This is a genomic window from Fulvivirga marina (genome assembly GCF_016775155.1).
GTDB lineage: Bacteria > Bacteroidota > Bacteroidia > Cytophagales > Cyclobacteriaceae > Fulvivirga > Fulvivirga marina.
The window spans coordinates 20,202-44,725 of record NZ_JAEUGD010000020.1 but is presented as its reverse complement, the minus strand read 5'-3'; the positions used below and the strand labels follow the sequence as shown (position 1 = coordinate 44,725).

General features: G+C 40.8%; 18 protein-coding genes. 10 read left to right on the top strand and 8 right to left on the bottom strand.

Going from position 1 to position 24,524, the window contains the following annotated elements; all coding sequences use genetic code 11:
* Positions 1–56 precede the first annotated feature (56 nt).
* On the top strand, positions 57–473 hold the full coding sequence (locus tag JMN32_RS06635; protein WP_202855524.1) for a DUF4296 domain-containing protein: 417 nt from the start codon (positions 57–59) through the stop codon (positions 471–473).
* Entirely contained in the window at positions 474–2,861 is a 2,388-nt protein-coding gene (locus JMN32_RS06630) for an endonuclease MutS2 (protein ID WP_202855523.1), read from the top strand.
* A gap of 66 nt (positions 2,862–2,927) precedes the next feature.
* On the opposite strand, the gene JMN32_RS06625 is transcribed toward JMN32_RS06630, so the two are convergent.
* From JMN32_RS06625 to JMN32_RS06600, 6 genes are all read right to left on the bottom strand, one after another.
* Positions 2,928–3,383 (bottom strand): hypothetical protein, encoded by a 456-nt coding sequence (locus tag JMN32_RS06625; RefSeq protein ID WP_202855522.1) that lies wholly within the window; start codon positions 3,381–3,383, stop codon positions 2,928–2,930.
* Positions 3,384–3,529: 146 nt separating this feature from the next.
* On the bottom strand, positions 3,530–4,156 hold the full coding sequence (locus tag JMN32_RS06620) for an ABC transporter ATP-binding protein (protein ID WP_202855521.1): 627 nt from the start codon (positions 4,154–4,156) through the stop codon (positions 3,530–3,532).
* Positions 4,157–4,174: 18 nt separating this feature from the next.
* Entirely contained in the window at positions 4,175–4,954 is a 780-nt protein-coding gene (gene lpxA, locus JMN32_RS06615; protein ID WP_202855520.1) for an acyl-ACP--UDP-N-acetylglucosamine O-acyltransferase, read from the bottom strand.
* Positions 4,951–6,345 (bottom strand): bifunctional UDP-3-O-[3-hydroxymyristoyl] N-acetylglucosamine deacetylase/3-hydroxyacyl-ACP dehydratase, encoded by a 1,395-nt coding sequence (locus JMN32_RS06610; protein WP_202855519.1) that lies wholly within the window; start codon positions 6,343–6,345, stop codon positions 4,951–4,953. The genes lpxA and JMN32_RS06610 overlap by 4 nt, the downstream gene beginning before the upstream one ends.
* Positions 6,345–7,403 (bottom strand): UDP-3-O-(3-hydroxymyristoyl)glucosamine N-acyltransferase, encoded by a 1,059-nt coding sequence (lpxD, locus tag JMN32_RS06605; RefSeq protein ID WP_202855518.1) that lies wholly within the window; start codon positions 7,401–7,403, stop codon positions 6,345–6,347. The genes JMN32_RS06610 and lpxD overlap by 1 nt, the downstream gene beginning before the upstream one ends.
* A gap of 32 nt (positions 7,404–7,435) precedes the next feature.
* Positions 7,436–8,665: an HD domain-containing protein gene (locus tag JMN32_RS06600; RefSeq protein ID WP_202855517.1), complete on the bottom strand. Its 1,230-nt coding sequence runs from the start codon at positions 8,663–8,665 to the stop codon at positions 7,436–7,438.
* A gap of 181 nt (positions 8,666–8,846) precedes the next feature.
* Here JMN32_RS06600 and porX point away from each other — a divergent pair, with 181 nt between their 5' ends.
* The 7 genes from porX (at position 8,847) to JMN32_RS06565 (ending at position 19,772) form a co-directional block, all read left to right on the top strand.
* Positions 8,847–10,412, top strand: coding sequence for a T9SS response regulator signal transducer PorX (gene porX / locus JMN32_RS06595; RefSeq protein WP_202855516.1), 1,566 nt, complete (start codon positions 8,847–8,849; stop codon positions 10,410–10,412).
* On the top strand, positions 10,402–10,848 hold the full coding sequence (gene tsaE / locus JMN32_RS06590) for a tRNA (adenosine(37)-N6)-threonylcarbamoyltransferase complex ATPase subunit type 1 TsaE (RefSeq protein ID WP_202855515.1): 447 nt from the start codon (positions 10,402–10,404) through the stop codon (positions 10,846–10,848). The genes porX and tsaE overlap by 11 nt, the downstream gene beginning before the upstream one ends.
* A complete protein-coding gene (locus JMN32_RS06585; RefSeq protein ID WP_202855514.1) occupies positions 10,841–12,067 on the top strand; it encodes an alanine dehydrogenase in 1,227 nt (408 codons plus the stop codon). The genes tsaE and JMN32_RS06585 overlap by 8 nt, the downstream gene beginning before the upstream one ends.
* A gap of 230 nt (positions 12,068–12,297) precedes the next feature.
* On the top strand, positions 12,298–15,015 hold the full coding sequence (locus JMN32_RS06580; RefSeq protein WP_202855513.1) for an eCIS core domain-containing protein: 2,718 nt from the start codon (positions 12,298–12,300) through the stop codon (positions 15,013–15,015).
* Positions 15,016–15,203: 188 nt separating this feature from the next.
* The gene (locus JMN32_RS27275) at positions 15,204–15,278 is read left to right on the top strand and encodes a hypothetical protein (RefSeq protein ID WP_317191766.1); all 75 of its coding nucleotides are present in this window, start codon (positions 15,204–15,206) and stop codon (positions 15,276–15,278) included.
* A 415-nt stretch (positions 15,279–15,693) separates the two neighbouring features.
* Positions 15,694–17,847, top strand: coding sequence for an eCIS core domain-containing protein (locus JMN32_RS06570; protein ID WP_202855512.1), 2,154 nt, complete (start codon positions 15,694–15,696; stop codon positions 17,845–17,847).
* 41 nt (positions 17,848–17,888) lie between these two features.
* Entirely contained in the window at positions 17,889–19,772 is a 1,884-nt protein-coding gene (locus JMN32_RS06565; protein WP_202855511.1) for an eCIS core domain-containing protein, read from the top strand.
* Between the two features lie 130 nt (positions 19,773–19,902).
* On the opposite strand, the gene JMN32_RS06560 is transcribed toward JMN32_RS06565, so the two are convergent.
* Both JMN32_RS06560 and JMN32_RS06555 read right to left on the bottom strand, forming a co-directional pair.
* Positions 19,903–22,521 carry a valine--tRNA ligase gene (locus JMN32_RS06560; RefSeq protein ID WP_202855510.1) on the bottom strand — a complete coding sequence of 873 codons (2,619 nt, stop codon included), beginning with the start codon at positions 22,519–22,521 and terminating at the stop codon, positions 19,903–19,905.
* A 110-nt stretch (positions 22,522–22,631) separates the two neighbouring features.
* The gene (locus tag JMN32_RS06555) at positions 22,632–23,102 is read right to left on the bottom strand and encodes an Lrp/AsnC family transcriptional regulator (protein WP_202855509.1); all 471 of its coding nucleotides are present in this window, start codon (positions 23,100–23,102) and stop codon (positions 22,632–22,634) included.
* 178 nt (positions 23,103–23,280) lie between these two features.
* Between JMN32_RS06555 and JMN32_RS06550 the strand changes: the two genes are divergently transcribed.
* Complete coding sequence (locus JMN32_RS06550; RefSeq protein ID WP_202855508.1) at positions 23,281–24,507, top strand: Glu/Leu/Phe/Val dehydrogenase dimerization domain-containing protein; 1,227 nt, start codon at positions 23,281–23,283, stop codon at positions 24,505–24,507.
* The last annotated feature ends 17 nt before the right edge of the window (positions 24,508–24,524 follow it).

Genomic DNA, 24,524 nt, shown 5'->3' with positions numbered 1-24,524 from the left:
AAAAATAGGAGCTTATGCATGATATAGTGCATAACGTCTTGATTAATATAGTTCAAATGAAAACGAAATTACTTGTAATATGTTATGTCTTACTCCTGGTAGCTTGTTCAAAAGAGGATGATGTTCCGGATGACTTGCTTCCAAAAGCGGAAATGGTGCCGCTTTTTATTGATATTTATATTGCTGAAAGTAGAGTGAACAACCTGCGGTTGAGCAGAGACTCTTCCATGGCTATATTTGATGTGTATGAAGGAGAACTTTTTAAACAGCATGAAGTAACTGATTCTGTTTATTATCGTAGTATGACTTACTATTATAACCATCCTAAACAACTGGAAGAGATTTATAGCATTGTGCTGGATAGCCTGAATCTCAGAGAGCAACGATTAAAAGAGAAAAGGGAAAAAGAAGAGGTGCGTGACGATAAGAAGAGCGGAAAGGAAAAAAAAGAAATCGAGGAAGAAAGAAAATAAATGCTTTACCCAAAAGATATAGAAGCCAAATTGGGCTTTGATAAAATCAGACTTTTATTAAAGGAGAAATGCCTGTCAAACCTGGGAGGTGCTATTGTAGACAAGATAACACTAAGCAATAAGCCAGATCACATCAGAAAACTGCTCTTACAGACAGAAGAGTTTATGAAAATACTGGTGGCAAGCGAACTATTTCCATCAAGTTATTTTCTGGATGTATCTACTGCTCTTGAGCGGTCTAAGACAGAAGGGGCGTTTCTTTTAGAGGAGGAATTTCTTAATATCAATAGATCATTACAGACCATACTTTCTTGCGATAGGTTTTTGCGTAAGCGATCCCAGGAGTTTCCTCAGCTCCATTTGCTTACCAACATGGTGCAGTTTGATGAAGGTATATGCCGTAAGATCAGCGATAAGATAGATGACAACGGGTATGTAAAAGATTCAGCAAGCGAACAGCTAGCAGAGGTCAGGCAGCAATTAAAATCCAAGCATGCTCAGGTAAGGAGAACACTGAATAGTATTTATAAAAATGCGGTGAAGGATGGATATGTGCCTGAAGGAGCTTCTATGACTATCAGGGATGGGAGGATGGTGATTCCCATAACAGCCGAATATAAAAGAAGAATAAAAGGGTTTGTACATGATGAGTCAGCTACGGGGCAGACAGTGTTTTTGGAGCCGGCTGAAGTACTGGAAGGAAACAATGAAATTAGAGAGCTTGAGAATGCAGAGAAGCGAGAAGTTATCCGTATCCTGACGGCGCTTACAGACCTTCTGCGTGAAAACCTGGATGATATCAGGCGTGCGTATCAGTTTCTGTCATTGATTGATTTTATACGGGCAAAGGCACGGTTGGCCATTGATATGAATGCGTTGATGCCTAAAGTTAGTGACGAAAGGAGTATGCGATGGAAGAAGGCCAGGCACCCGCTGTTGTTTCTTGCCTACGAAAAAACTGGTCGTAAGGTAGTTCCTCTTGATATTGCTTTGGAAGAAGAACAAAGAATGATCATTATTTCAGGGCCTAATGCTGGAGGGAAATCAGTATGTCTTAAAACAGTTGGTCTTATTCAGTATATGTTGCAGAGTGGTTTGCTGGTGCCCTTGGGGGAGGGATCTGTTGCAGGTGTTTTTGAAAACATTTTCATAGATATTGGAGATGAGCAATCCATTGAGAATGACTTGAGTACCTACAGTTCTCACCTGACTAATATGCGATACTTTTTGAAGCATACGGATAAAAAAACCCTTTGCCTTATTGATGAGTTTGGTACAGGTACAGATCCGCATTTTGGAGGAGCTATTGCCGAAGCAATACTTGATAAATTGGTCGAAAGACAGGGGAATGGAGTTATTACTACGCACTATAGTAATATAAAGCATTATGCAGGTCAAAAGGAAGGCGTGATAAATGGGGCTATGAAGTTTGATATGCAAAATCTGGAACCACTTTATGAACTTGAAATTGGAAAGCCAGGTAGTTCTTTTTCTCTTGAAATTGCTAAGAAAATAGGACTGTCACCTCAGGTTATTGACTACGCAAGGAGCATTGCTGGAAGTAAATCAATGAATGTAGATGACCTCATTCTTAAACTGGAAAGACAAGAGCAGGAAATAGCCCGACGCGAAAAAGAAGCCAGAGAGACTGAACAACTAGTTAAGAACTTGAAGAATAAGTACGATCAACTCTATAATAAACTGGAGAATCGCAAGAAGGAGATTATCGATTCAGCTAAAAAGGAAGCAGCCCAACTATTGTCCAGCACCAACCGTGAGATAGAGAAGACCATTAGGCATATTCGTGAGAATAAAGCTGAAAAGAAGGAGACCAAAAGAGTAAGGGAGAGGTTAGGACAGTTAAAGGAAAGGGTGAACCCGGAACAGATTATCGAAGAGCATGAGAAGCTAAAAGTGATTCCTGGTAAAGTAGAAGTAGGCGATCACGTACGAATCAAAGATAAAGATGTTGTTGGGGAGGTGCTTGATATCAGAGGTAAGGATGGAGAAGTTCTGATCGGTGGATTAAAAACTATGGTAAAGCTCAATAGGCTGGAAAAAATCTCCAAAGGTATGGCCAAGCAGGCAAAGAAGAATCCGACACGAAGTGTTTCAGGGATGAATCTAAATCAGAAGCTTGCCGAATTCAGTTCAACTCTGGATGTCAGAGGTAAGCGGGTTGAGGAAGTTTTAGGACTGGTTGATAAATTTATTGATGATGCCCTGCTTTTTAATATGCAGGAAATCAGAATACTGCATGGTAAGGGCAATGGAGTGCTCAGGGACTTGATCCGAAACTATTTAAAAGATTCGGGACTGGTAGCTTCAATTCATGATGAACATGTTGAAAGGGGAGGAGCGGGTATCAGTGTTATTGAATTGAAATAGAAGTGGACTAAGTACAAAAAAAAAGCGGCTCTTGACATTCAAGAGCCGCTTTTTTGTATTTGTATTTTATTGTTTTGCGAACGTGAATGTCCAGCTTCCGTTTACACTGTTTGTTCTGGTATTTGCAAAGCCAGAACCACTATAAGTAAATGATAAAGTTAGAGTAGCTCCATCTGCAGCTATTGAGTATGTGGCAGGGATATTAGCGTCAGTAGGATCAATAACTATATTGCTTTTTACATTGGTGCCGAAAACAAATGATCCAGCTTCTGGCATAGGAAGCAGATTAGGACCGCCTGCAGTTGAATAGGTCAATTCTTTATTTATAGTCAGAGTGAAACCGTCATAGTCTTGTCTATCCTGAACCCCGTCGTTAACAGTAGTGGCAACCCAAGTTCCCGCCAATGCTTCTAATTGTTGTTCCTCTTCAGAAAGCCCCGGATCATCGTCTTTCTTACAACCTATTGTTGTTAATACCACTAACAGAATAACTGCGCTAAATAAGTAGGTTAGATTTTTCATTAATACTAAGTTTACAATACAAAATTACTAGTTCGAAAGATAAAAATTTTTTATTTTGTTATTCAAACATCCAGCTAAAATAATGAATAAATTGATAATATTGTTTTAGCTTTTGATAAATATATATCGGTAAGGATAGGTAACCTTTAATTCTTATATTTCAGTAGATCAATGTGTTCTGAGCAGAATTCCTCATATTCATAATCTTGATTCGATGCTATAAGTACTGTTGCATCAGTCTTTCTTAGTTCCCTTACCCTTTCCATATACCATTGCGTACCTTGATTATCCAGGTTTGATGTTGGCTCATCAAGCAATACCAATTTGCTTTCGGTATAAAAGGACAGTGCCAGCTTTAATCGCTGTTTCATGCCTGAGGAGAAATTTTTAATGTACTTATCCCTGGCACTTAGCAAAAGGCAACTTTCTATTATTTTGTGAACGGTATATCCCTCTCGCATCTTTCTGAATTTGAAATGGAAATCAAGATGCTCTCTGAGCGTAAATTCGTCAATCAATTCCATGTAAGGTGTAGAGATGGAAATATGTTGAAAAATATGTTCAGGGGCAATCGGGGCACCTTGATTCATATAGGCTATACTACCGGCAGAAGGTAGGTGGTAACCTGATATTATTTGCAATAGAGTTGATTTTCCACTTCCGTTGGACCCTATCAATGCATAGCATTCACCTGCTGCAAGATCATAACTAAGGTCTTTGAAGATCCATTCCTTATTATATCTTTTGGCTAGATTTTGAAGGGATACTTCCATATGACGACCTAATGCAACTTAATAAGAATATCCTTTCATTACACCACGGTCAGAGCTTCTTATAAAGTTAATGATTTCATCGCGTTCTTTTGAAGGAGCAAGTTCCAGTTCTACGAGGTCAAGGGCTTTGGAGTTATTTAACCCTTTCAGGAACACGTATCTGTATATTTCTTGTATCTCATTTATTTTCTCAGATGAGAAACCCCTGCGTCTTAAGCCAATGGAGTTAATGCCGCAGTAAGTAAGAGGTTCTCGGGCTGCTTTAGTGTATGGAGGTACATCTTTTCTTACCAATGAACCGCCAGAAAGCATGCTGTGCGCACCTACCTTTACAAATTGATGTATAGCACTTGATCCACCAATGATGGCATAATCTTGTACAGTAACATGACCTGCTATTTGCACGGCATTGGCTATAATGCAGTTGTCTCCAATAATACAGTCATGGGCTACGTGCACATAAGCCATCAGCAGACAATTACTTCCTATTACTGTTTTATCTCTGTCATCTGTGCCTCTGCTTACCGTTACATACTCACGCACAACGGTGTTATCACCGATAAAAGTCTCGGTTTCTTCTCCTTTGTATTTCAGGTCTTGAGGTACTGCAGATATTGATGCGCCAGGAAAGATCTTTACGTTCTTACCTATTCTGGCGCCTTCAAATATTGTTACATTCGGTCCTATCCATGTCCCTTCATCTATAGTAACATTTTTATGGATGGTAGAAAATGGTTCAATAACTACATTCCTGGCAATTTTAGCCTGAGGATGAATATATGCTAATGGTTGGTTCATGAGTCTTTCCTTACTATGCTGGCAGTCATTGTTCCTTCACATACCAGCGTGTTTCCTACAAATGCCCTTCCTGTCATTTTTGCGATGCCTCTTTTGATTGGCGCTAACAAATCACATTTTATCACCAGCGTATCTCCGGGCAATACCATCTTTCTAAATCTGAAGTTCTCTATTCCTAAGAAGTACGTCCAATAGTTTTCAGGATCGGGAACTGTGTTCAGAACCAAAATTCCGCCAATTTGAGCCATAGCTTCTACTTGTAAAACTCCCGGCATAACAGGGTTACCCGGGAAGTGGCCCATGAAAAAATGTTCATTGAGTGTCACGTTTTTTACACCAGATACACTCTCTTCATCTAAATGAATGATCTTGTCAATGAGTAGAAATGGATATCTATGGGGAAGTATATTTGAAATCTGGTTGATGTCAAGTACAGGGGGCAAACTCGGGTTGTATTTTGGGGCATTCTGCTTGGCAGAAGTCTCCATAGCCCGCTTAAGTTTTTTTGCAAATGCTACATTCGCAGCATGGCCGGGTCTTGCAGCAAGTATTTGCGCCTTTATAGGTTTTCCTGCCAGGGCAAGGTCTCCCATGACGTCTAGCAGTTTGTGTCTAGCAGGCTCGTTGCGGTACCTTAGTTCAACATTATTGAGTATACCCTCTTTTTTAACTTCTACTTTTGGCTTGTTAAAAAGTGAGGCCAGACTTTCTAGTTCTTCTTCTTTTACAACGCGATCAACAACAACTATAGCATTATTTAGATCGCCACCTTTAATCAGGTTATGCTTGTGCAGCATTTCCAGTTCATGCAGAAAACAGAAAGTTCGACAGGAAGCTATCTCTTTTTCAAACTGGCTAATGTCAGTTAATGAAGCATGCTGGCTGCCAAGAACAGGGGAGTTATAATCTATCATTACTGTTACCCTGTAATCATCCAGAGGGAGAGCTGCTATTTCAACATCTCTTGCAGGTTCTCTGTAAAAGATGCTATCCTGAACCTCGTAGAAATCCCTCAGAGCATTTTGTTCCTCAGTTCCAGCTTCGTTAAGAATATCAACAAATTGCTGAGAGCTGCCATCCATGATGGGAGGCTCCGGACCGTCCAGTTGGATAAGTACGTTGTCAATTTCCAGGCCTACTAAGGCGGCTAAGGTATGCTCAACGGTATTGATGCGAGCACCACTTTGCTCTATAGTTGTACCTCTGGACAGATCTACTACGTTGTCTACATCCGCATCTACCACAGGCTGACCTTCAAGGTCAATTCTCTGAAACTTAATGCCATGCCCCGGTTTAGCCGGAAGAAAAGTCATGTTAGTTTCTACACCTGTATGTAAACCTACTCCGGAAAGTGTTACGGATTTCTTTATCGTGTGTTGTTTGATATTCATTACTGCTTTTCCTGAAATGTCGGCAAATTTAGTACTTTTTCTTCAAGTTGCTTCAATTTGGCATTTAAATCGGGGAGATTTTTGAATGCGGCATACGAGCGGTAGAAATCTTTTACATCAAAGGCCGGGCTGCCCATAAGTTTGGCATCTTCTTCCTTGATAGATTTTCCAAGACCGGCTTTTGCTCCAATTGATGTTTTGTTGGCCAGTACAATGTGACCAGCAATGCCGACCTGCCCTGCAATAACACAGTTCTCTCCGATGATAGTTGAACCACTGACGCCTGATTGGGCTGCAATAACGGTGTTCTTTCCGATTTCTACATTGTGGGCAATCTGGATAAGGTTGTCAAGCTTGACGCCACTATGGATTTTTGTGGAATCGCCATGGAAAGTGGCACAGTCAATAACGGTGTTGGCTCCAATATCTACATTGTCGCCTACGGTTACATTGCCCATTTGAGGAATGGTCTTATAAGTACCATCTTCCTGTGGTGCGAACCCAAACCCATCGCTACCTATTACCACACCAGAATGTAATACACAATTATTGCCGATGACTGTGTTGGCATATAGTTTTACCCCTGAGTTTACGATGGTGTTGTTGCCAATTTTCACATTGTCTCCAATATAGGCGTGAGGGTATATTTTTACATTGTCTCCAATTTTCACATTGTTGCCAATGTATGAGAAAGCGCCGCGGTAGACATCCTGTCCCACCTGACAGTCCTTACCTATAAAAGAGGGTTCTTCAATACCTGTCTTTTGGAAACTGATAAACTTATGATATTCTTCAAGAAGCACCGTAAATGATGAATACGGGTCTTCAACAAGTATTAAAGTTGTCTTAACCGGTTTCTTGGGTTCGAAATCTTTATTTACTATTACAGCACCGGCGTTAGTGCTATAAAGATGGTTCTCATACTTGAGGTTAGAGAGAAAGGATATCTGGCTTTTTTCAGCTTCCTGAATTTTAGCCAGCATGTTAATTTTCAATTCCCCATCTCCTTTTACCTCGCCACCTAAAAGTGATGCTATTTGATTAACGGTAAATTCCATTAAAACTGCGCAGAATAGTTCGATTTATATTTTCACAAAGATACATTTTTGGGGCAGCATAGATAGTATTTTTTAACAATTTTGCTGATAGCCTTGATATTAGGTAAATCTACAGCCTCTGCAATGTCTATTACTTTTCCTTTTTTAGTTAAGATATTGATTGACTGTCCTTCTGCAATGTATGCTTTATTGGTTACTTCACCATAAGCAAAAAAGTAGCGTGCGTCCGCTCTTACAATATTATAACTCTCAGCTATTTTATTTCGCAGTGTTTTAAGCTCGTCCTTACTCAGTGGGTCATTGGTGAGCTTGATTTTATATAATTCGCGGTTAAGTAGCTGTGTGCTCAATGAACTGAGGATTTTGTCGCTACTATGCTGCCATATCTTAATAGCACCCCAGATGTCATAGTCATCCAGCATGCCGTAAGTGGAAATAAGGTCGTTGTCCTGCTGGAAATCTTCCAGTGTCTTTTGTCCTGTTAAGAACGTTTTTAGTGCTTCACTGGCAAAAACATCATGTCCGCTAAGTGCCAGATCTTTGGCTCTAATGATAAGGTTGACCAGCATTTTTTCGGCGCTTACGGAGGCTTTGTGAAGGTAAACCTGCCAGTACATGAGGCGCCGTGCATTGAGGAAGTTTTCAATGCTATAGAGACCCTTTTCTTCAACAACGATCTGATCATCCACTACATTGAGCATGCTAATGATCCTGTCGAGGCCGATGGCACCTTCTGAAACCCCTGTAAAAAAACTATCCCGCTTTAAATAGTCCAGACGGTCCATGTCTAACTGGCTGGATACTAGTTGGTGTAGGAAACATTTTTTATAGGTATTTTGAAATATTTTTAAACTCAACTCAAGTTTGTTGTTAAATTTGGAATTGAGATGCTTCATTAGTAAATAGGACAGGCTTTCGTGCTTTATCCCTTGAAGAAGGCTAAATTCCAGGGCATGTGAAAACGGTCCGTGGCCAATATCATGAAGCAGAATGGCTATTTGTGCGGCTTCATATTCATCATCACTGATGTCAATGCCCTTGCTGCGGAGGTTATCCAATGCGCGGGTCATCAGGTGCATCGCCCCAATGGCATGGTGAAAGCGGGTGTGAAGGGCGCCGGGGTAAACCAGGTCCGTCAGCCCGAGTTGCTTGATACGCCTTAACCTTTGGAAAACGGGTTGCTCGATGATGTCAAAAATCAGGTCGCTTTTTATATTGATGAAGCCATATACGGGATCGTTGAAAATTTTTCTTTTGTTCAATCTATTCTGCGATTATTCCGTTACGTGATAAAAGAAATTTGTTGTTTTTTTGATGCTTGTTGTGAAGCAAGTGACAAAAATAGGCAATAGGAAATTATAGATACATTAAAATAAAGAAAAACAAGAGGAGTTATTAACCAGTTAAGCTAATAACTCAATTAATTATCAGGATAATACGAATATGCAGAGATATAATATTTTATGGGCAGATGATGAAATAGACCTTCTTAAACCACATATCCTTTTTTTGGAAAATAAGGGCTATGATATTACCCCGGTAAATAGTGGAGCCGATGCACTGGAGCAATGTGAGGAGAGACATTTTGATGTAGTTTTTCTCGATGAGAACATGCCAGGGATGTCGGGTCTGGAAACTTTGACCCAGATTAAATCTTTGCGACCCAACTTGCCTGTGGTGATGATCACCAAAAGTGAAGAAGAGCTGATCATGGAAGAGGCGATCGGGGCAAAAATAGCAGACTATCTTATAAAGCCTCTTAACCCAAGCCAGATATTACTTTCGGTCAAGAAGATACTGGAAAATAAGAGACTAATCACGGAAAAGACCAACCTGTCGTATCAACAGGAGTTTCGCAATATCAGCATGGCTTTTAATGATGACCTTAGCCATAGAGAGTGGGCAGAGATCTATAAGAAATTGATATACTGGGAACTCGAGATTGATGAAACGGAGAACAAAAGCATGGCTGAAGTTCTTAATATGCAAAAGGATGAGGCTAACAATCAGTTTGCCAAGTTTATTAACGAAAACTATGAAGATTGGTTAAATGATGCTAATGCTGAAAAACCACTCCTTTCTCATCAGTTGATGAAGAAGAAAGTGTTTCCTCAACTTGGGCAGGGTAAGCCGGTTTTCTTCCTGGTAATTGATAATTTACGATATGACCAGTGGAAAATTATTGAGCCTGCCATACTAGAGCTTTTTACTGTTGAAGAAGAGGATACCTATTATTCAATATTGCCTACAACTACCGCATACTCCCGAAATGCGATTTTTTCAGGGATGCTACCTTTGGAGATGTCCCAGAAACATAAGGATCTCTGGGTTGGTGAAGATGTGGAAGAAGGGAAAAATAATCATGAAGATGAGTTTCTTGAAAGGCAGATCAGGAGGAATAACCTTAATATAAAATTTAGCTATACTAAGATAAAGCAGATCAGTGAGGGAAAACAGCTTGTAGATAATGTGAGGAATCTGATGAATAACGATCTGAACGTTATTGTATACAATTTTGTGGATATGCTGTCCCATGCACGCACCGATATGGTTATGATCAGGGAGCTGGCTCCTGATGAGTCTGCTTATAGGTCTATTACAAAGTCCTGGATAGAGCACTCACCATTAATAGAGGCACTGAGGTTAATAGCTGAAGCCGGAGGAAAACTGATAGTCACCACCGATCATGGTACGATCCGGGTGAAGCGCCCTTTTAAAATAGTAGGAGATAGAAATACAAACACTAATCTCAGGTATAAGCAGGGTAAAAACCTAGGGTATGATCATGCGGATAAAATAATGGAAGCATTTAAGCCGGAACGCCTTCACTTGCCCAAGATTAACGTTTCTTCCACGTATGTTTTTGCTACCGAAGATCAGTTTTTTGCGTATCCTAATAACTACAACTACTATGTAAATTATTATAAGGATACCTTTCAGCATGGGGGTGTGTCAATGGAGGAAATGATAATTCCAATAATTTCACTAAATTCGAAACATGGTAGATAGTACTTTGTCACGACTTCAGTTGGAATGTGATGGTTTGGAGCAGTTGAATGAAGTTGCCAGACGCATTATTTCTTTTGGGAAAGCGTATAATGTCTGGCTCTTTGAAGGACAAATGGGGGCAGGGAAAACCACGTTAATAAAAGCAATATGTGAGGCTTTTGAGGTAGAAGACAATGTTAATAGCCCTACATTTTCCATAGTAAATGAATATCAGAATGCGAAGGGAGAGACCTTCTATCATTTTGATTTTTATAGGATAAAAGATGAAGAGGAGGCTATGGATATAGGGGCAGAGGAGTATTTCTACTCGGGCAATTATTGCTTTGTAGAATGGCCCTCAAAAGTTGAAGGCTTGCTTCCTGATAGAAAATTGAAAATTGAAATAACCATATTAGATCCCGTAAAACGGTTAATAGATTTGGCCAGGTATGACTAAGAAAGATAAATCAGGCTTCGCGCAGCTAGCACAAGAGTCCAGCCTATATCCACAGGAAAAATTGATGCCCGTAAAAAGAAATAGACATTCCTTTTTTATTGGCCTGCCTAATGAAATATCTCTTCAGGAAAAGAGAATTACCCTTACGCCCGACTCGGTGGCATTGTTGGTAAATAATGGCCATGAGATTTGGGTAGAAACCAAAGCGGGGGAGGGGTCGAAATTTTCTGATAAGGAATATAGTGAGGCTGGGGCAAAGATTGTTTACTCTTCTGAAGAGATTTATAAAGCCGACATTATTCTGAAGATAGAGCCACCTACGTTGGAGGAAATAGAGCTGATGAAGCCCAGGCAAGGACTGATATCTGCTGTGCAAATGGGAAGTCAGTCGCCTGATTATATTAAGGCATTGAATAAAAAGAATATAACCGCACTAGCCTTTGAATTCATAGAGGATAAGGTAGGAGGTTTCCCTATTATCAGGGCTATGAGTGAAATAGCCGGAAATACGGTAATGTCAATTGCTGCCGAATATCTCAGCAGTTCAAACGGAGGAAAGGGAGTGATAGTCGGTGGTATTACCGGAGTGCCTCCAACCAAAGTAGTGATTATAGGAGCTGGTACCGTGGCAGAGTATGCAGCCCGAGCTGCCATAGGTTTGGGGGCTGAAGTGCAGGTCTTTGACAACCATATCTATAAGCTGAGAAGAATAAAACATACACTTGGGCAGCAGATATATACATCAACTATTGATACTGTAACCCTAACTGAATGCCTGAAAAATGCTGACATAGTAATAGGTGCACTCAGGGTTGAGAAAGGTCGTAACCGCTATGTGATAACGGAGGAAATGGTCGCCGACATGAAAGTGGACTCGGTCATTATTGATCTTTCTATAGACCAGGGGGGATGTGTAGAGACTTCGGAACTCACCACTTTTAAACAGCCAATTTTTAGAAAATATGATGTTATCCACTATTGTGTGCCTAATATCGCTTCAAGAGTTGCCTATACTGCCACCACTGCCTTGAGCAATATCTTTACGCCAACTATCCTGCGAGCAGCAGAGGAGGGAGGAATAGAAGAAATGATATTTGCCCATAAATGGTTTATGAATGGTGTTTATACTTATAAAGGGAGCCTTACCAATGAGCCTATTGCCCGGAAGTTTGGATTGAAACATAAGGATTTGAGCTTGTTGATGGCGGCGAGGTTTTAATTACTGCCTGGAGAGAATTGGTTTAATGCTGGGGTGAGTAGATTGAGATCACTAAACCTGTGTAAGTGAAAAAAATAACTTGAATTTTATTTGATTGATTGCTAGTGGCTTGTGTTACTGTTGGCTGTGATAATGTAGAAATGAGCTTCAGCGGATTTGCAAAAGGCAACCAAACCTTATGATCTGATCGTTGGGGGGTATATTTAATATTTGCCCAAACCAGCAATAAGATGAATGATCAACTAACAAGTTCAAAAGGTGGTAATTCTTCAGTAAACAGGTTGAACCAAAACAGCAGTAGTCTTGATTCTAAATTCGGAAGCAACCTTGATGCAAAAAAACAGTTTGCTGATAATGTAAATCCGGTTCTCCCGGTTTCTCAATTAGCTACCCAGCAAATTGCTGCTCAAAATCAAACTGGAGAGAATAATAGCTCCTCTAAGCAACCCTCCAACGCAAAGAACAAAACCGGACTTCCTGATAATCTAAAATCAGGTATTGAAGGCCTTTCAGGGTATTCAATGGATGACGTAAAGGTGCATTACAACTCCCACAAGCCCGCTCAGCTTCAAGCCCTGGCTTATGCTCAGGGTACAGACATCCATGTAGGGCCGGGGCAGGAGCAGCATCTTCCCCATGAGGCCTGGCATGTGGTGCAGCAGAAGCAGGGACGTGTGAAGCCTACCCGACAGATGAAAAGCAAAATGGATATTAATGATGATCCTGCACTGGAAAAGGAAGCTGATACAATGGGGGCGAAAGCTGCTTCACATTCAGGAGGAGCGGATGATGTAGGTGACCTGAATAGTAATTCTTCCTTAACGGGCAGTGTTACTTCATTTAAGGCTGTAATTCAACCAAAGATGGGGATGGAGGTTGAGTTAAAAGTTTTTATAGATGAGTGGGGGCATGCTATCCCTGAGAAAGCTAAATTCGGGAAATATAAAACCCTTAACCTCGATGTAGATGAGTCCAATATCGGAGATGCGCAGGAGCAGGCACCAGAGGGATGGTGGAATGGATATGTAAATGGGAAGTATCAGTATAGTAATGGGGGGGCATGGCAGGAAAATGAACCTTCTCCGGTTACTTATAAAAGGTACGCGTCAATTATTGAAGTGGTTACTGACCCCTATGAGGTGGAAACAAAATCAGGTCAGCAAGGATTCATGAATGCGGTGGAGGAAACAGGTGAATTGATGGATAAGCTTGATTCTGATAAATCCACAAGACAACCCGCTATTAATATACCTGGACTGGTGCCTGCTAGAGATCAGGCTAATGTAGGTCATGATTCGGCAGAGCAGGAGGCTACAGGTTCCGTGCAGGTAACAACTGGTTTGGATATTTCACAGTTGGGGGCATTTATGGAGCATATGATAGGAATGGCAGCTCCTACCGAAGATCAGGATGTAGAGGACCCTACTGCATGGGATGAAAAACGTACCTTTCATGATCGTCAAATTCCATTTAAACTTAAGCATCATTCTGATAATGTAGGGCAGGTTAAGGATATGGGAGGCGGAATTGCTCCATTTTCTACTAATACGGACGACTATATTACCAGTCCTTTTTCTACTCCTGTCAAAGTGAAAGATTCCTCCAACCGCATAGGGCTTCCTAATGAAGGTGATCGGGCCAAATTTGAACTGCTTGCTTCGGTGGCTAATGGGAGAACTATAACCAAGCGCCTTCCTGAGGTTGTCTTTGGGCAAAAGTTACAGGATGGCTGGGTTGAAAATGAGACACCAGATGAACGTTATAAGGAGACTGAGGGGCTGGAAGACGGATGGATTGAGCAAGATTCCACTGACCTCGATGCGCGTTATGTTTTAAAAGATGTGCTAGCGGACGGATGGGGCGAATATGAAACAGAGCAAGGGAAGAAATATTATTATAACTCTACCACTGAGGAGTCTCAATGGGAAAAACCAACTAAACAAGTATATGTCGGACCCGATAATGACGTAAAAGATGAACAGCCCTACACAAAATTTTACTATAACTCTACGACAAAAGAATCAAAGTGGGAGAAGCCAACTAAAATTATTTATGTGGGGCCTCAGGGGGATGTGAAGGGTACCAAACCTAACAGAAAGTATTACTCGAAAGAAAACGAGGAATCTACATGGGAAAAGCCACTTGAATCTTTGCTTTGGAGAGGAAAGCTTAGCAGGCTTGAAGGGCTTATTATACTTATGTGCCAATACCTCAGGATGGGAAAAGTATTTTATATTCTTGATAGAGATCCTAATACGGGAATGCCCACCGGAGGGTATAGAAAATGCCTGGATAAGAACATGATAGCCATTATGTCCAGAACTGATTTATCAGATATCAGGAAGAAGCTTTTGAGTGATGAGGAAAAACAGTTTTTGCAAGTAGGAGGTGCGTTGGATAAAATTGTCCAGTTAATATTGGCTACAACAGGTCGTACCGATTCAAAGGCGATTAGAAATACCCCGGATGAACAAATGAATCCGGACTCAAGTAGTGGTAATGTCAGTTGTAAGGATTTCATTACCAATATTTTCACAAAAGATAAAGATGGTGTAACAAGGAAGTTTGGGGCTTTGGAGTCTTCAGGTGGAGTAATGGGGCCTGAAAAAGTATCAAAGTGGAGCAAGTACAACACGGGGCCTGATGATGTTGATAATCCTAATAAAGATTATTATTACGACGCCTCCACCCAGCAGTCGCAATGGGAGGCACCTACGGATCATGAGTTGAATAAAGAGGGTTTTGTGATGGAAATGAGAAACCTTATTCCGGTTGTTTCTGATAATTCGCAGCGTAATAGATTTAAAAAAGATGAGCTGAAAAAATTGGCTGTATATGTAGGAACTATAACTGCAATGCTAAATCAAAGGGATTCAAACGAAAGAGAAATGATGGAAGCGTATGGCAATGAGGGTTTCAGGAAGGGGATGAGTGGATTTGGTCAATAAGTCTAAAACAAGTGCTATAAGGTTATAGCTTTAATTGTCTTATTAGTAGGTTAAAAATTGTTAGGCTTGTCTAAAAAAATAATGGGTCATTGCGTAACATTCGTGTGAAATAAGCAGAATGATTTGACATTTGTCAGAGTAAAGGAAAAGTTTCGGTTGAGACTAAAGCTGTTATCCAATTGGAAGATGTGTATTTGGCGCAAGCGTTAAATTACCTAAAAGTAGGGCTGTTGATTAACTTTGGAAGTAAGCTTAACTTTTAAGAGGTTAGTCTGTTGAATAATTATTAATTGGGATACTACAAAAAAAATGGCATATAACCATTTGACTCTCTGCTAGATGTGTTTTTCCTTCCATATGGCTTAAGTTTTAGTGACGTAATTTGTTTGGCAATTGCTTATCTTAAGTTTGATTTCATCAGTTTTAGTAGGCTTTAATTAACCCGTATTTACTCTAATATGGACAGTTGTTGGTTATATTGAGGTTAACCTAACTTAAATAAATGTGATATTTTTAATATTTAATATCACCAGTAGGAGTGTTGATAAACAGGGATATAGTCTGGAATTGGCACTGTTATAATAGGATGTATGGTATTAGGCAGGTTTGCAAAAGGCAGCTAAACCAGATGATTTTAGCGTCGGGGCATGTGTAATCTTCGTACAAACCAGCTATGATATGAATGATCAATTAACAGGTTCAAAAGATGGCAAGTCTTCTGTAAATAGGTTGAAGCAAAACAGCAGTAGTCTTGACTCCAAATTTGGAAGTAATCTTGATGCGAGAAATCATTTTGCTGATAATTTAAATTCGGTTTCCCCGGTTTCTCAATTTGCCACTCAGCAGACTTCGGCTCAAAACCAGTTAAGTGAGAATAGCAATTCCTTCAATCAACCCTCCAAATCTCAGAACAAAACCTGGCTGCCTGATAACCTGAAATTAGGTATTGAAGGACTTTCCGGGTATTCAATGGATGATGTAAGGGTACATTATAATTCAAATAAACCTGCTCAATTTCAAGCTTTGGCCTATGCTCAAGGTACAGATATCCATGTTGGACCAGGTCAGGAGCAGCATCTTCCCCATGAGGCATGGCATGTAGTGCAGCAGAAACAGGGGAGAGTGAAGCCCACCCTACAGATGAAAAGCAAAATGGATATCAATGATGAACCTGCACTGGAAAAGGAAGCTGATGTGATGGGGACTAAGGCATTGAATGGGAGTTTTGCTCCAGTTAATAATGGTTCCATAGGTCAGGCTACTTCCAATGCTCCGATTCAAAGAAGAGTAGGTATGGAGTACGAAACCAATGTTGATGTAAGGACTGAAGATGAAGGCACCATAGGTTACCATGTGGAGTTGTTTAGGGCGAATAATGGAAAATGGAAAATTGAAGCAGATAGCAGTGCCATAGAGTTTGTTACAGAGCCGTTCGATACCAATGAAGAAGGAAAGAAAGGGTTGCTTGAGACAGTTCTTGAAATTACTAAATGGGCGAAGAGTATTGAGAAAGCTGCCAATAGCAGAGATAGTAAAGATGATCCAATTTTGCTGGAAAATGTAGCCCCTGATCTTGGAGGGGCAAAAAAAGTAAAAGAAAAAAAGGTGAAGATTAGTGGTGATGCTATCACCTCAGCTGCAATCCAGTCAGCACCACAAGCGACAGGCGGCGTTACGCTGGAAAAGCTTCCTATGCTGTATGAGTTTGCGCTCAGATCTGCATTTCCCCATCTTCAAAAAGGCACGCATGGTTATAAGGGCCAATGGAAAATAGAGCAGCCTGCAATAGAAAAACCTACTCTTGAAAGCGTCAAGAAAGCATTTGAAAATAGCGAGGATGACTCAGAACTGCTAAAGGAACTCGAAGAGCTGGCAGTTGATGAAACTGAGAACAAAACAGAAGTAGAAGAGGATGAATTTAACGAAGAGGAGTATTTTCAAGAAATCTTGAAGGAACAGTTAGAGGGATATGAACTGCATTGGGATGTCTTTCGAAGTCAGGTAGATCCCCTAAAAGAGATTGATGTTAACCCCGATGATGCGCCTTATTCAATTAGCGGAATGAATTCGGTTGATCAACCATCATTATTTCATGCGCACTATCGGGCTGAAATAGCTGTTAAAAAGCTTCTGAAAGAAAAAGATGTAAACCTTAAGAAGCTTCAGGGGCTTCTGACTTTGGTTTTGAACTATATGATAGTTGGGGCTAGTCAGGGAGAAACTTACAGTTATTCTAAGCAAATAGCCCCAATCATGTCTCGCACCAATATTAAAAAGCTATACGAGCAACTAAATGAGCATGAAAAGGAAGTTTTTACCCCTGAATTTGTGTTGGAGGCTGCGCTCATGGATGATGGGCAATTATTTGCTAAGGGGTTTGGAAATAAGGATGAACCATCGGGGGAAGAGCTTACGAGAGTGGATTGGATAAAGTCAATTATTGAGGGGACACCAAGCGCTAAAATTGAGCTTGAGAATAAAAGTACTGTCGATTTGCCTTTGGTTCATAGTGATGTGGAAAGCGCCAAGGAGCATGGGGCTAAAATAAATGAAAAGAATTTTGAGGCTGATTTGCTTTCTGCAGGTAGCAAGTCAATGGTAGTAAGAAATTATGATCTGAAAACTAAATATAGGGAAGTAAAAACTTCAGGTGCATCATCTTCAATGGGTGAACAAAACCAGTTGGATGAAGATGCTGATACCAAAGAAAAGCTGGCAGTTATGGAGTTGAGGAGGCTTCCAAGAAATCAAGGAATTGATGATTGGCTACCTACTGCAGAAGTTGTTTTTGATATGTTCTATAAAATTAAAACAGCCAAACTTGATGATTGACCATTGAGAGCCATTCATCAAACACCCTAAACCAAGTAAGTATGAACGATCAATTTTCCGGTGTTAAAGACAGTAAGTCTTCGGTAAACAGGATGAACCTGGGTAGGAGTAGTCTTGATTCAAATTTTGATAATAACAATGGGCTGAACGCAAATTCTCAATTTGCAGACAATCTGGGACAGGGCCAGTCGCACACCACGGTGCAATTGCAGGTATCGACCAATAGTGGTAAGGCAGTGCAGCTACCCTCCAAAACCGAGAACAAAACGGGACTTCCGGATGACTTGAAATCAGGGGTTGAAGAATTGTCCGGTTATTCCATGGATGACGTCAAAGTGCATTTTAACTCTTCCAAGCCTACGCAAATGAAGGCCCATGCGTATGCTCAGGGTACGGATATCCATGTTGGACCAGGGCAGGAGCAGCACTTGCCTCATGAAGCCTGGCATGTGGTACAGCAGAAGCAAGGTAGGGTGATGCCTACCCTGCAGATGAAAGGTGGCTTGAAAATTAATGATGATAAAGGTTTGGAAAAAGAAGCTGATGAGATGGGGGATAGGAGTCTGCAATTAAAGTCAGCAAATGCTTCGTCACCTTCAGATATAACATCCGGAATTTTTGCTAGCATTAGTCATGGCGTTGCGCAGATGAAATGGGTAGATAGTGGTGACCCTGTGTTGGCATGGGACCAGCCTATTGATGGGGTGCAGTGGTTTTACATTAAAGAATCCGGAAAAATGTACTATAAAATAGTAAAGCCTGACGCAATTAAACTGGGCAACATTGATGATTATGAGGCTCTTGAGAATCAGGAAAAAGATTATCAATTCTGGAAAGAGAATAGTGTTGTAAGTTTTGATATTGGTGCCCACCTGGATTCAAGTGTTATTACACCTGAAGAGGTTGAGGAGTATGAGCAGGTAGAGTCTACAGGGATGGAAGCTCTGGATAAGGGGGAGTATCTGGGTAAGGCCAAGGAGTTAGAGAACGAATGGGGGCAAAAAGATACAAACCAGCGAGCGATGAAGATCATGGAAGCGGTCAATGTAGCATTGGTTCAGGTAGGTGTACCCCCAATTACATATACTTTAAAGAGAAAGGATGAAGACTCCTATGGACAGTTTAGTGAAAAGGAATGGAGTATGGAGCTTAATGAGCTTATGTTTGAAAAAGAAACCATAGATAAAGATACTATGGCTCAAATTGCTGATACCGTATTTCACGAAGCACGTCATGGAGAGCAATTCTTTCGTATAGCCCGCATGTTGGCGGCATTCGGTCTTGATAAACAAGAGATATTAGGGGAAATGGTGATGAACGGAGAGCATGTGGATGAAAATGTTGTGCAAATAGCACTCACTAAACCTATGGCACTTCCAAAGGACGGTTTAACAACTGAACTTTTAGAGACTATGCATTGGTACGAAAGTTTGTATGGTAAGAAATCTAAGTTGAGGGTGCATACTATTCGGACCATGAAAGAAATGAAACTCCTCTGTTTTCAGTTGAAAGCGCAGTTTGCTATAATTAAAAATGAAATGCAAAGCCTGAAATTTGACAGAGAGATGTTGCCAATGGATAAAGAGATGGAACTGGAGGAGGTCAAGGGTAAATATAGGCCGGTAAAGCAGAAATTTGATCAAATGGGGGACGAGGAAAGTGAGGAGAGAACACAGTTGAAATTGCAAAAAGAAAGGTTAGAGCAGGATTATAGGGATATCGTAGCTAAGTATAAGCAACTTGCCACTCAAATATTTGAAAAGCAGAAGGTCAATGTGGAGCAACAAAAAATAACTAAACAAAAAATGGATATAGCTCTTCAGGATTACTTGAAATGGCACGACCTGTATGAGAAGCTCCCGGAAGAATTAGATGCCTGGAGAGTGGGTGGTAGTATTCAGGAAGGGTATAAATTACTTCTGTAGGGGCTATGGTAATGTCTCTGGATATCGATAATTTTCAAACCAAAAAGGAAGGAACTATGGAAGGTTAGAAACTCCAAATTCAATAACAATAAAAAAAGCCCGTATTTTAATTTCACGGGCTTTTCTCTATTTACATTTTTGCTAAACTCTCTTCCAGCACCTTTAGCTTTGCCTCTGCATCGGCCTTTTTCTTCTTTTCCATCTCCACTACCTGAGGAGGTGCATTGTTTACAAAGCGCTCGTTACTGAGCTTTTTGTCAACCGATGTAAGGAAGCCTCGGGTGTACTCCAGCTCTTTTTGTAGCTCTTCGCGCTCCTTGTCCAAGTCAATGCTTCCAGCCAATGGAATGAAAAATTCATCACCTTTTATAACGAAGCTTGCAGCATTATCTTCTTTTTGATCTGTAGACTGGATTGTTTCAAGGTTGGCCAGTTTAAGCATTACTGAGGTAAAAGTGCTAAACTGATCAAAGTTCTCAGACTTTATTTTAAGTGTAAGCAACTCCTTTAGAGAGATTTGCTTTGAGTTTCGGATATTCCTGATGTTGGTAATGATCTCAAAAGCCTGCTCAGCAGAAGCAAGTATATTCTTGTCGTATTGACCCGCTTTTGGCCATTCAGCTACTATGATGCAGTCTTTGCTGTCTCTTTCTTTTAACTCGTGCCATAGCTCTTCCGATATGAAAGGCATGAACGGATGAAGCACCTTCATCAGTTTCTCGAAGAAATTGATCGTACTCTCCAGGGTTTTCGGATCAATAGGCTTTTGATATTCCGGCTTTACCATTTCCAGGTACCATGAGCAGAAGTCATTCCATATCAACTTATAGGTCGACATCAGAGCATCAGAGATCCTGAATTTCGAGAAGTGATCTTCAACTTCCGTTAAAGTCTGATCGAAACGAGCCTGGAACCATGCGATTGGAGCTTCATTATGCGCACCATCCAGGTTCTCATCTACTTCCCAACTTTTTACTAGCCTGAATGCATTCCAAATTTTGTTAGCAAAGTTTCTGCCTTGCTCGCAAAGCTTTACATCAAATGGCAGGTCATTACCTGCAGGAGAACTGAACAACATACCTGTTCTAACACCATCAGCGCCATACTCTTTGATAAGTTCTATTGGGTCAGGTGAATTGCCTAATGACTTGGACATCTTTCTGCCCTGCTTATCTCTTACGATACCCGTCAGATATACGTTTTTGAAAGGTTTTTCACCTTTATACTCATACCCTGCAATGATCATACGTGCCACCCAGAAAAATAATATTTCAGGGGCCGTTACCAGGTCATTGGTAGGGTAGTAATAGTTGATATCCGGATTATCAGGATTTTTGAATCCGTCAAATACAGAAATTGGCCATAGCCATGACGAGAACCATGTGTCCAGTACGTCCTCATCCTGAGTAAGCTGGTCTATGGTTATATTAGCGTCAAGCTCTTTGGCCTTTTCAAATGCTTTTTCTTTGGTAACACCAACCACATACTTGCCATTGGGCAAGTAGTATGCCGGGATCTGGTGTCCCCACCACAGCTGACGAGAAATACACCAGTCACGAACGTTTTCCATCCAGTGGCTATAGGTGTTTTTGAATTTCGGCGGAATGAGCTGAATTTCATCATTCATCACATTTTCCAATGCAGGTTTTGTAATGTCTTCCATTTTCAGGAACCACTGCATAGAAAGTTTAGGCTCTATTACTGCGTTAGTTCTTTCTGAGAAGCCTACATTATTGGTGTAATCTTCAACTTTCGAAAGTTGCCCAATAGCATCAAGCTCCTTAGATATCTTCTTTCTTACAACAAACCTGTCCTCACCTACGAATAGCTGAGCTTTCTCATTGAGTGTACCATCATCATTAAGAATATCGATAGACTCCAGATTGTGCTTGATCCCCAGCTCGTAGTCATTGATGTCATGAGCAGGTGTTACTTTTAAGCAACCTGTACCAAACTCCATAGACACGTAATCATCTTCGACGATCGGGATTGACCTGTTGATCAAAGGCACCAATGCTCTTTTGCCTTTCAGGTGTTGGTGTCTTGGATCATTAGGATTGATGCATATGGCAGTATCACCCAATATAGTTTCAGGCCTCGTAGTTGCTACGGTTAGGAAGGTGTCCTCGCCTTCTATTTTATAGTTTACATAGTACAGCTTTGACTGTACCTCCTTATGGATAACCTCGTCATCTGACAGTGCAGTTTTTCCCTGAGGGTCCCAGTTTACCATTCTTACGCCACGGTAGATGAGGCCTTTGTTATGAAGGTCTACAAATACTTCTATTACAGCTTCAGAAAGGCTTTCTTCCATGGTGAAGCGAGTTCTGTCCCAGTCGCACGAAGCTCCGAGCTTTTTCAACTGCTCCAGTATAATGCCTCCATACTTCTCTTTCCATTCCCAGGCATATTTCAGGAATTCTTCTCGGGTAAGGTCCTTTTTATTTATTCCCTTCTCTTTTAACATAGCCACCACTTTGGCTTCCGTAGCGATGGAAGCGTGGTCCGTTCCAGGTACCCAGCAAGCTTCCTTACCTTCCATACGAGCTTTTCGGATCAATATATCCTGGATGGTGTTATTAAGCATGTGGCCCATGTGCAGCACACCTGTGACGTTTGGAGGAGGAATGACGATGGTGTATGGTTCTTTATCGGGGTTGGGCTCAGAATGGAAAAATTTATTGTCCATCCAGTGCTTGTACCATTTGTCTTCTACCGCAGTCGGGTCATACTTAGTTGAAAGTGACATATGTTTTCTGGTTGCTTTAAAAAATTAAGTCTGCAAAATTATGAAATTAAACCCAATTGCTGACCTTTCGGAGGTCAAAAATAAGCAGTTTGAGAGGGCGCTTGATGATCTTATTTTCTGACTCGAAGGGCTGTCGAGTGTTTACTACGTGACAGTACAAACGAACTCTGCACGTGGGCTATGTTGGTGTTCACTGATAATTTAGTCAACAAGAAAGCTTCATAGGCCTCCATATCTTTGATGATTACTTTGAGGAAAAAATCAAACCCTCCGGCAACATGATAGCACTCAGTGACTTCATCAAATTTATTCATCTCATCAATGAAGCTTTCGAGGTATGATCGTGTATGGTTTTTTAAACTGATGAAGATGAATACGGTTAGCTTAATGTCCAGCTTCTTCTGATTGAGGAGTGCTACATATTTGTCAATGACCTTTTCTCGTTCCAGACGTTTGACCCTTTCATAGACGGGTGTGGTGGAAAGTTTGAGCCTGTCGGCTAGTGCCTTGGTTGTAATTCTCCCCTCTTTTTGAAGTATATCCAGGATTTTTATATCAGTTTCATCCAATTTAATATTCATGGTAATGTGTTTTTTCTTTTTTAGACTGCTTTTTGTTCTTGAAAAGAATAATCATCTGCAATATTAAGTTTAAAAATATGAAAACACCAGAATAAGGAAAAATTGCAGGGTTTTGTGATGTAAATCATTGTTAACATACGACATTTGATATTAGAGTATAAAAATTACCAAAACATTGATGAAAGCATTACTTGAGAAGTTTGAAAATAAAAGGCCTGAAGTGGTTTTTGAATGGTATGATGATGAAACCGGAGCGGAAGGCTGGGTGGTGATTAACTCACTGCGAGGTGGCGCTGCGGGTGGAGGCACCAGGATGCGTAAGGGACTAGATAAGCGAGAGGTTGAGTCATTAGCAAAAACCATGGAAGTTAAGTTTACTGTTTCCGGGCCTGCCATTGGTGGTGCCAAATCCGGTATAAACTTCGACCCTAATGATCCCAGAAAATCAGAGGTACTTAAAAAATGGTTTGCTGCAGTTAAGCCCTTATTAAAGAATTACTATGGTACAGGTGGTGATCTTAATGTGGATGAGATTCACGAAGTAATTCCCATTACGGAGAGTAATGGCGTATGGCATCCGCAGGAAGGGGTGTTTTCAGGACATTTCAAACCTTCAGAAGCGCAGACTATTAACCGTATTGGTCAGCTGAGACACGGGGTGATCAAAGTATTGGAAGATGAGAAATATACGCCATCGCTATCCAGGAAATATACCGTAGCGGATATGATCACCGGTTATGGTGTTGCTGAGGCCTTGAGACATTACTATGACATTTGGGGGGGAGATATTGCCTCTAAAAGAGCTGTAATTCAGGGGTGGGGAAATGTAGGTGCAGCTGCTGGTTTCTATCTGGCTCAAATGGGCGTTAAAGTAGTTGGAATTATCGACCGTGAAGGTGGTGTTATTAACGAAGATGGTTTCTCGTTTGATGAGATAAAGGCCTTTTTCCTGAACAGAAAGGGTAACCAACTCGTTGCTGATAATATAATCCCTTTTGACAAGATCAACGAAAAAATCTGGGATATGAACTATGAAATATTCGTTCCCGCAGCGGCATCAAGACTGATTACCAAAGATCAGGTAGACCGAATGATTGCGTCTAGCCTGGAGGTGTTCTCATGTGGAGCTAATGTACCTTTTGCAGATAAGGAAATATTCTTCGGCCCAATTGGTCTTTTTGCAGATCAGAGGTGTTCAGTTATTCCCGATTTTATTGCTAACTGCGGTATGGCGAGAGTCTTTGCTTACCTGATGAGTGATGAAGTGAGTCTGGAAGATGAGGCTATTTTTAATGATACTTCTGAAATCATTCGCAAGGCATTGGAGAAAGCATATACAGTTAATAAAGAGAAGACAAACATCGCCAGCACTTCTTTCGAAATAGCTTTAAAACAGTTAGTTTAACCTAAACAACAAAGCGT